The organism is Stenotrophomonas daejeonensis (assembly GCF_001431505.1).
Taxonomy (GTDB): domain Bacteria; phylum Pseudomonadota; class Gammaproteobacteria; order Xanthomonadales; family Xanthomonadaceae; genus Stenotrophomonas; species Stenotrophomonas daejeonensis.
In genome coordinates, this window is the sequence record NZ_LDJP01000104.1 from 1 (window position 1) to 9,225 (window position 9,225).

At 69.8% G+C, this 9,225-nt stretch carries 6 protein-coding genes and 1 tRNA gene; 1 reads left to right on the forward strand and 6 read right to left on the reverse strand.

Features of this window, described 5'->3' with window-relative positions; all coding sequences use genetic code 11:
* Positions 1-25: 25 nt before the first annotated feature.
* The 6 genes from thrC to ABB34_RS14145 all read right to left on the reverse strand — a co-directional run bounded on the left by thrC (position 26) and on the right by ABB34_RS14145 (position 7,410).
* Entirely contained in the window at positions 26-1,321 is a 1,296-nt protein-coding gene (gene thrC, locus ABB34_RS14120; RefSeq protein ID WP_057642015.1) for a threonine synthase, read from the reverse strand.
* Positions 1,322-1,576: 255 nt separating this feature from the next.
* Positions 1,577-2,509 carry a homoserine kinase gene (locus ABB34_RS14125; protein ID WP_057642016.1) on the reverse strand — a complete coding sequence of 311 codons (933 nt, stop codon included), beginning with the start codon at positions 2,507-2,509 and terminating at the stop codon, positions 1,577-1,579.
* 8 nt (positions 2,510-2,517) lie between these two features.
* The gene (gene thrA, locus ABB34_RS14130) at positions 2,518-5,013 is read right to left on the reverse strand and encodes a bifunctional aspartate kinase/homoserine dehydrogenase I (protein WP_057642017.1); all 2,496 of its coding nucleotides are present in this window, start codon (positions 5,011-5,013) and stop codon (positions 2,518-2,520) included.
* Positions 5,014-5,558: 545 nt separating this feature from the next.
* Positions 5,559-6,503 (reverse strand): DMT family transporter, encoded by a 945-nt coding sequence (locus ABB34_RS14135; RefSeq protein ID WP_425478993.1) that lies wholly within the window; start codon positions 6,501-6,503, stop codon positions 5,559-5,561.
* Positions 6,504-6,551: 48 nt separating this feature from the next.
* Positions 6,552-7,274 (reverse strand): helix-turn-helix transcriptional regulator, encoded by a 723-nt coding sequence (locus ABB34_RS14140; RefSeq protein WP_057642018.1) that lies wholly within the window; start codon positions 7,272-7,274, stop codon positions 6,552-6,554.
* A 59-nt stretch (positions 7,275-7,333) separates the two neighbouring features.
* Positions 7,334-7,410, reverse strand: a tRNA-Arg gene (locus ABB34_RS14145).
* Positions 7,411-7,562: 152 nt separating this feature from the next.
* Between ABB34_RS14145 and amaB the strand changes: the two genes are divergently transcribed.
* Complete coding sequence (gene amaB / locus ABB34_RS14150; RefSeq protein WP_057642019.1) at positions 7,563-9,095, forward strand: L-piperidine-6-carboxylate dehydrogenase; 1,533 nt, start codon at positions 7,563-7,565, stop codon at positions 9,093-9,095.
* Positions 9,096-9,225: the final 130 nt, after the last annotated feature.

Below are 9,225 nucleotides of genomic sequence, written 5' to 3' on the forward strand. Positions count from 1 at the left end.
CGTCGGGGACATAGCCCCGACCTACTCAGCCCAGCTTTTCGCGCAACACGGCGTACTCGGGGGCGCAAGGCTCGGCGTGCGCCGGGCGCTCCAGCAGTTCGGCCAGCGCCGGCGGCACCGGCACCTCGCGGCCGATCAGCGGTTCGACCACCGATTCGAACTTGGCCGGGTGGGCGGTGGCCGCCACCGCCCAGTGCTCGTCCGCGGCCGCCTCGCCACTGGCACGCAGCTGCTCCAGCACGTGCACCGCGGTGGCGGTATGCGGGCAGAACACTTCGCCAAACCGGCGATGACGCGTGGCGATGGTGTCGCGGATGGTGGCATCGTCGACCGCACGTGACACGAAGGCCGCGCGCAGCGCCGCATCGTCGCCGGCATACAGCCAGCGCAGGCGCTCGAAGTTGCTGGGCGCGCCCACGTCCATCGCGTTGGCGAGCGTGGCGAGGCTGGCCTTGGGCCGGTAGTCGCCGCCGGCGAAATAGTCCGGCAGCACGCGGTTGGCATTGGTCGCCAGCACGATGCGGCCCAGCGGCACGCCCAGCGCGCGCGCCATGATCGCCGCCATCGCGTTGCCGAGGTTGCCGGTGGGGATGACGAAATTCAGCGACGTACCGTGCGCGGCGCGGTGCGTGAGGGCGGCGTGGGCGTAATAGCTCATCTGCGGCAGCAGGCGGCCGAGGCTGATGCTGTTGGCCGAGCTGAGCGGTACCTGCGCCTGCAATTCGGCGTCGTTCAAGGCCTGCTTGGCCATGCCCTGGCAGTCGTCGAACGAGCCGGCCACGCGCAGCGCGCGGATGTTGCCGCCGAGGCAGCCCAACTGATGCGCCTGCCGCGGCGACACGCGGCCATCCGGGTACAGCACCACCACCTGCAGGTTCGGCTGGTCGTGGAAGGCCGCGGCCACCGCCGCGCCGGTATCGCCGGAGGTGGCGACGACGATCGTCAATGGTTGCTCCTGCCCCGCGCGCAGCCGCGACAGGCTGGCGGCGAGGAATCGCGCGCCGAAATCCTTGAACGCGGCGGTGGGGCCGTGGAACAGCTCCAGCACGTGGTCGTTGCGCGTGGCCAGCGCCCGCAATGGCGCGGGGAAGTCGAAGGCTTCGGTGCAGATGCGCGGCAACCCGGCTTCCAGTGCGTCGTTGGCGAAGAAGGGCTGCAGTAGTGTGGCGGCGGTTTCGGCCAATGATGCGCCGGCCTGCAAATCGCGCGCGGGCGGCATCTGCTGCGGGACATACAGGCCGCCATCGGGGGCCAGACCGGCGGCGATGGCCTGGCTGAGGGTGGCGGCAGGGGCGTTGTTGCGGGTGGAGATGAAGTGCATGGGAGGTTCCGAATGAGGTTGTTTCTTGCGAGACGCGATGCGTTTCCCTTCTCCCTGCGGGAGACAGCTTGGCAGGATTGCCAAGCTGCACGGCGAAGCCGCCCGTAGGGTGAGGCACAGGGATGTGCCGAATGCAGGTGCCCCGAAGGGGAGGATGAGGGTTCGGGCGAAGCCTCGTACAGCCCGATATCACGAGGCTCCGCCCGTACCCTCACCCCAACCCCTCTCCCGGAGGGAGAGGGGCTTTGAAAAGCTTCAAAGCAGATGCGCGCCGGGGCTGTTCAATGGCGTTACCCAGCTCTGGCTGTCGAAGCCGGCGGCGGCGAACGCGGCCTGCACCTTCGGTGCGGCGGCCTGCGCGGCTTCGGCGGTTTCGTACCACGCGAACACGCTGGGCCCCGCGCCGGAAATGCTGGCACCCATCGCGCCCGCCTGCAGCGCGGCCTGCTTGGCGGCATCGAAACCTGCGATCAGCGGCGCACGGCGTGGTTCGACCAGCGCATCACGCAGGCCTGCGCGCACCAGCGTGGCATCGCCGGCATGGCAGCCGGCCAGTACCAGCGCCAGGTTGGTGCTTTGCGCGACGAACTCCTGCAACGCGTAGCTGCCCTGCAACGCGGCGCGTGCGCGGCGGGTTTCCAGCAAGGCATCCGGGTGCACCAGCAGGCTGTGCCACTGCGCCGGAACCGGCACCGGCACCAGCCGTTCCAGCGTGGAAAGCACCAGCCCGCCGAGGAACATCGGCCCGAGGTTGTCGCCGTGGCGGCTGCCGCTGGCGACCGCCTCGCCTTCCAGCGAATGCAGGTACAGCTGCTCGCGGGCCAGCGGCTGGTCCAGCAATGCGTTGGCCGCGACCAGCGCCGCCACGCACGAGGCCGCCGAGCCGCCCATGCCGGAACTGAGCGGAATGCCCTTGTCGATCTCGACCTCGAAACCGAACGGCAGCGCCAGCGCCTGCCGCAGCGCGATCAGCGCCGCACCCGCGGTATTGCTCGCCGCCTGCGTCGGCAGTTCCACCGCCGCGCCGCGGATGGCGGCGATGCGCACTTCCTTTGCCTCGATGCGCCGCACCGTCACCGTGTCGCCGACGCCGGCCACCGCATAACCCAGCAGGTCGAAACCGACCGCCACGTTCGCCACCGAGGCCGGGGCGAAGGCGCGCGCCTCGCGCACGCCGTTGTCCGTCACGCCTGCACTCACAGCCTTGCCCCCTCGCCCGCCGCCACCCGCAGCACGTCGGCGAACACGCCGGCCGCGGTCACTTCCGGCCCTGCGCCGGGGCCCTGCACCACCAGCGGGTTGTCGCAGTAGCGGCGGGTGGTGAACTGCACCACGTTGTCGGTCAGGCGCAGGTTGGCGAAGGCATGGTCGGCCGGCAGTTCCACCAGCCCGACGCTCGGCGCCTGCCCCGGCGCGAATTGCGCGACGTAGCGCAGCACCAAGCCGCGCGCGCGGGCATCGGCCAGTCGCTGCGCGAACGCGGCATCCACCTCGTGCAGGCGTGCCATGAAATCCTCGACGCTGGCCTGGCGCAGGGCTTCGGGGACCAGGCTCTCCACCGCCACGTCCTCCAGACTCGATTCGTACCCGGCCTCGCGCGCGAGGATCACCAGCTTGCGCGCGACATCCACGCCGGACAGGTCGTCGCGCGGGTCCGGCTCGGTGTAGCCCATCGCCCGCGCCTGCGCGACCAGCTGCGAGAACGGCACGCTGCCGTCGTACTTGTTGAACAGCCACGCCAGCGTGCCGGAGAAGATGCCGGCGATCGCGCTGACTTCATCGCCGGTATCGACCAGATCGCGCAGCGTGGTGATGACCGGCAGGCCCGCGCCCACCGTGGCCTCGTAGCGGAAGCGCGCGCCGGTGGCGGCGGCGGCTTCGCGGATGGCCCGGTAGCGCGCCAGCGGGCCGGAGCCGGCCTGCTTGTTCGGCGTGACCACGTGGATGCCCGCGGCCAGCCAGCCGGCGTAACGCTCGGCCACCTCGGCGCTGCCGCTGCAATCGATGATCAGCGTGTGCGGCAGGCGCGCGGACAGCAGGTGGTCGGCGAACGCGTCCAGATCCAGCGGCTGCGAAGCGGCGTCGAACGCGGCCTTCCAGTCGCCCTGCACGCCGCGCGCTTCCAGCAGCATGTGGCTGCGCGAGGCGATCGCACGCAGGCGCAGGTCCAGCCGCGCCCGCGCCAGCAGTTGCGGCTGGGCGCTGCGCAGCTGTTCCAGCAGTGCCGCTCCGACGTTGCCGGGGCCGATCACGCCGACCGAGAAGGTCTGCGGCGACAGCCAGAACCCGGCATGCGCGGCGCGCAGCGCCTTGGTCGCGTCCTTGCCATCGACGACCACCGAGATGTTGCGCTCCGAAGACCCCTGCGCGATGGCGAGGATGTTGACCTGCGCCCGCCCCAGCGCCTCGAACAGGCGCGCGGCCACGCCCGGTTGCCCGGCCATGCCATCGCCCACCGCCGCCAGCACGCTGACGCCTTCGGTGGTCTGCACGCGCTGCACCTGTCCCGCGGCCAGTTCGTGCGAGAACGCCTGCACCACCGCATCGCGCGCGCGCCCGGCCTCGGCCTGCCTGACCACGCAGCAGATCGAATGCTCGGACGACCCCTGCGAGATCATCACCACCGACACGTGCGCGTTGCGCAGCGCGGCGAACACCCGCTCGGCGGTGCCGGGCACGCCGATCAGCCCGGTGCCTTCGACATTCAGCACGGCAAGGTCGGGGCTGAGGGTCAGGCCCTTGATCGGCCCGCGCCCGCCGCTGGCCGCGGTGATGCGCGTGCCCGGATGTTGCGGCTGAAAGGTGTTGCGGATGATGATCGGCAGGCCGCGCTCGATCGCCGGCGACATCGTCTGCGGGTGCACCACCTTGGCACCGAAATAGGCCAGTTCGCAGGCTTCGTCGTAGCTCAAGGCTTCCAACTGCACCGCCTCGGGCACCACCCGCGGGTCGGCCGACAGCACGCCGTCCACGTCGGTCCAGATGTGCAGCTCGTCGGCGGCGAACAGCGCGGCGAAGATCGCGCCGGAAAAGTCGCTGCCGTTGCGGCCCAACGTGGTGATGTGGCCCTTGCGGTCACGGGCGACGAAACCGGTGACCACCAGCCGCCGCGCCGGGTGCGACTGCCGCCACAACGCCAGCGTGGCGGCGCTGGCCTTCCAGTCCACGTCCACGCCGAGTTCGCCGTGGTTGACCACCAGCACGTCGCGCGCGTCGAGCACGTCGGCGTCCTCGCCCAATACCTGCAGGTGCCGGCCCAGCAACTGCGCCGAGAACACCTCGCCCAGCCCCTGCACGCGGTCCAGCACTTCCTGCGGCAACTCGCCGATCACCGCCAGCGCGGCGAGGATTTCCGCCAGCCGCTCGAAGCGCGCGTCCAGCCATTCGATGGTGCCGCCAACCTGCTCGCCGAGCAGCGACACCGCCGCGGCGCGGTGGCGCGCGCGCAGTTCGTGCCAGCGCTCGCGCCATGCCTCGTCGCCGCTGGCCGCGAGCTTCGCCAGCTCGATCAGCGCATCGGTCACGCCCTTCATCGCCGACACCACGGTGACCTGGATGGCCTCCTCGCGCGCCAGCAGCAGCTGCGCCACGTGGCGATAACGCTCGGCATCGGCCACCGAGGTACCGCCGAACTTGTGGACGACGGTGCGCACGGCGGCGGATTCGGCGGGGGGAGCGGCAACTGGCGACATCGGATGAACCTCGGCTGGAGGCCCCGACACGCATCTGGATGGGTTTCCCGCATCCTGATCCGGGTGCGGGGCCGTGGTTTTCGGAAAACTACGCGAAGACGACGGGCCGCACCGGGCGAGTGGTGACGGTAATGGTGGTGGTAATCGACATGCAGCCAGATGCCGACCTGCCGGAGGTCGGCAATGCGTGGGCGGTGGCGGTCGGTGACATGTGCATGGAGCCGAGAAGACACCAGCGATGAATGGGCTGTCAAGTGTTGCGTTGCAAAAATCAACTGCAACCATCATCGGCGAACTTGCCGGCATCGGTTGCAAATGTCATCAACCGCGATCATCGGCCATCTGGTGCGCAAGCATCATTGAAAACACCGCCACCCGGCTTGGGCAGCGGCGCCGTGGAAAATCCGGCGAGGCAACGAAGCATCCCGGCGGCCCCTTCTGCAATCCCCCGACCCGCCACCAATTGCGCGAAAACCGTAGGTCGGGGCTACGCCCCCGACGCTCCAGGCATCCGGACATTCACGTGTCGGGGGCGTAGCCCCGACCTACGCGGCCGCGTGCACGTTGGCCGCCGGGCGATGCGCCGCGGTACTCAGCACCACGCCGGCGAGCAGGCAGCCGGCGGCCAGCATTTCCAGCAGCGTCGGCCAGCGCTGCTGCCACAGGAAACCGTAGAGCAGGCCGAACAGCGTCTCGAACACGATCATCTGCCCGCCCAGGGTCAACGGCAGCGCGCGGCTGGCGCGGTTCCAGCAGGCGTTGCCGAGGATCGAGGCAAACACCGCCACGCCCGCCGCCACCAGCCAGAACAGCCCCCATTCGGACGTCGGCCGGCCCTGTCCGCCGCCGGCGAAGGCCAATGGCGCAACCAGCAGCGCCAATGCGCCGGTAGCCACCCCGGTCAACAACGACCAGTCGTGCCCGGACACCTGCGGCAGCCGCGCCAGCCAGCGCGTGTTGCCCACCGAATACAGCGTCCACGACACCAGCGCCCCTACCCCGCACAGCAACCCGAGCAAGCGCTGCACGGGCGTCCCGGCCACATGCGAGGACGACATCGCCGCGACGCCCATCAGCACCACGCCGGCCACGCACAGGAACAGTGCCGGCGCCAGTTTCGGCAGCGGCACCGCGCCCGGCTCGCGCGCGCCGGTGACCGCCACCAGCACCGGCACCATGCCGACGATCAGCGACGCCGCCGCACCGCCGCTCCACTGCACCGAAATGGACAGCAGCACGTAATAGAGCAGGTTGCCGAGCAGGCTCAGCCATGCCAGCGCAGTCCATTCGACGCGGCCGATGGTGGCGCGCAGCGTCGGCCAGCGCGGCACCAGCAGTACCGCCGCGATGGCGCCATAGACAAGGTAGCGCGAGGCAGCCAGTTGCAGCGGCGCGAACCCGGCCAGCATCGCCGGTGCCAGGAACACCACGCCCCACAACGCGCCGGAGGCCACGCCATTGGCAAGGCCGACGCCCATCGAACGGTTCACGCTCACCGCAGCACCACCCAGAGAGGGAAGGCGCGCAGTGTAGGTGGCTCACCCCTGGGCGTATTGACCCAGGCTACTGCCCGCCAGCCGCCATTGCCGCGGCGTCATCCCGGTTTCCCGGCGCAGCGCGCGGGTCAATGCACTCTGTTCGGAATAGCCGGCGCGCAGGGCGATGTCGCTGATGCCGGCAGTGCCGGCCAACAGCTGCCGCTTGGCCCAGCGCAGGCGCGCACCGCTGACCCAGGCCTGCGGCGAAAGCCCGAATTCGCGGGCGAACAAGGCATGCAGGCGGCTGCCGCCGACCCCGACTTCGGCCGCCATCCGCGCCACCGTCCAGTCCGCGCCGGGCGCGGCGGCGATGGTCATGCACAGCGCCTGCAGCCGCGCGCCGCTGCCGGCCGGGGCGAAATAGCGCAGCAGCTGCGGCAGCGGGTCCATCCCCACGCCGTTGGCATGGATGTCCTGCAACTGCCGGCGGATGTCCCGGGACAACGCCAACCAGCGCTGCCGGCACAGGTGTTCGAGCGTGTCGTCGTCGAGCACGCCGGGATGGCAGTCGATGATCAGGCAGCAGTTGTCGCCCAGTGCCTCCAGGTCGTGGCTTTCGCCCGGCGCGACGAAGGCGCCCTGCAGCAGGTCCAGGCTGCCGCCCGCACCGCCCACCTCGAACTGCAGGTCGCCGTGCAGCGGCAGCACCCACTGCGCATGGTCATGGCATTCCAGCCCGGTGGGCCGGAGGTAGCGTCGCAGGTGGCGCGCGGTGGCAGACATGGGCGCAGTCTGTGCGCACGCCGGTGGCGGCCGCAAGCGCCGGCACGGGCGTTCATCGATGGCGGCCCCGACACGATTCGAACGTGCGACCTGTCCCTTAGGAGGGGACCGCTCTATCCAGCTGAGCTACGGGGCCGAGGGCGCGCATTGTGGCACGCCCGCCCCCTCCGCCGCACCCCCGCGGCCGGGGAGAAGCCGGCGGGGCTCTGCTAAAATCGTGGTTCTGCATGCCGCACCCCACCCTCGCCAGCGGCTGCGCCCTACAACGCAAGGCAATCAGGAGTTTTCATGTCCTTCGAACTGCTCAAGGCGCTCGGCCTCGACGCTTCCAACGCTGGCACCTACCTGGGTAACGGGGAATGGTCCACCACCACCGGCGCCGGCGTGCTGTCGCCGCGCAACCCGACCACCGGCGAGGTGATCGCGCAGGTGCAGGCCACCACCGAGGCCGACTACGAGACCGTCATCGCCCGCGCGCAGGAAGCCTACAAGGCGTGGCGCACCACCCCGGCCCCGCGCCGCGGCGAGGCCGTGCGCCTGTGCGGCGAGGCGCTGCGCCGGCACAAGGATGCGCTGGGTTCGCTGGTCGCGCTGGAAATGGGCAAGTCCAAGCCCGAGGGCGACGGCGAAGTGCAGGAGATGATCGACATCGCCGACTTCGCGCTGGGCCAGAGCCGCATGCTGTACGGCTACACCATGCACTCCGAGCGCCCCGGCCACCGCATGTACGAGCAGTACCACCCGCTGGGCCTGGTCGGCATCATCTCCGCGTTCAACTTCCCGGTCGCGGTGTGGGCGTGGAATGCATTTCTTGCCGCCATCTGCGGCGACGTGTGCATCTGGAAGCCGTCCAACAAGACCCCGTTGACCGCCATCGCGACGATGAAGATCTGCAACGAGGCGCTGAAGGAAGGCGGCTTCCCGGACATCTTCTTCCTGGTCAACGACGCCGGCACCGCGCTGTCGGAGAAGCTGGTGGACGACAAGCGCGTGCCGCTGATCTCCTTCACCGGCTCCACCCGGATCGGCCGCATCGTCAACGAGAAGGTCGCCAAGCGCCTCGGCCGCTGCCTGCTGGAACTGGGCGGCAACAACGCCATCATCCTCGACGAAACCGCCGACCTGAAGCTAGCGGTGCCGGGCATCGTGTTCGGCGCGGTCGGCACCGCCGGTCAGCGCTGCACCACCACCCGCCGCCTGATCGTGCACGAGTCCATCCACGACGCCGTGCTGGCCACGCTGGTCAAGGCCTACAAGCAGGTCGAAGGCAAGATCGGCGACCCGCTGGACGCGGCCAACCTGATGGGCCCGTTGAACAGCCCGGAGGCCGTGCAGCAGTTCCTGGATTCGATCGCCAAGGCCAAGGCCGCCGGCGGCACCGTCGAGACTGGCGGCACCGCCATCGACCGCCCGGGCAACTTCGTGCTGCCGGCGATCGTCACCGGCCTGAAGAACAGCGACGAGATCGTCCAGCACGAGACCTTCGCACCGATCCTGTACGTGATGAAGTATTCGACGCTGGACGAAGCCATCGACATGCAGAACGGCGTGCCGCAGGGCCTGTCCTCGTCGATCTTCACCACCAACCTGAAGAGCGCCGAGAAGTTCCTTTCGGCGGCCGGCAGCGACTGCGGCATCGCCAACGTCAACATCGGCACCAGCGGCGCCGAGATCGGCGGCGCGTTCGGCGGCGAGAAGGACACCGGCGGCGGCCGCGAGTCCGGCTCGGATGCATGGAAGGTCTACATGCGCCGGCAGACCAACACCATCAACTACTCCGATTCGCTGCCGCTGGCGCAGGGCATCAAGTTCGACCTGTGACTGCTTTACCCTTCTCCCCCCGGGAGAAGGTGGCGCGAAGCGCCGGATGAGGGTACGGGCGAAGCACACGTGCAGTTGAACACCGCGGGGGCTTCGCCCCGACCCTCTCACCAACCCCCGCTCCGCGCCC

Excerpts from the sequence above, each read along its gene's own strand:
- ABB34_RS14140 (WP_057642018.1), bottom strand. The coding sequence starts at position 7,274 with ATGTCTGCCACCGCGCGCCACCTGCGACGCTACCTCCGGCCCACCGGG.
- amaB (WP_057642019.1), top strand. The coding sequence starts at position 7,563 with ATGTCCTTCGAACTGCTCAAGGCGCTCGGCCTCGACGCTTCCAACGCT.
- thrA (WP_057642017.1), bottom strand. The coding sequence starts at position 5,013 with ATGTCGCCAGTTGCCGCTCCCCCCGCCGAATCCGCCGCCGTGCGCACC.
- thrC (WP_057642015.1), bottom strand. The coding sequence starts at position 1,321 with ATGCACTTCATCTCCACCCGCAACAACGCCCCTGCCGCCACCCTCAGC.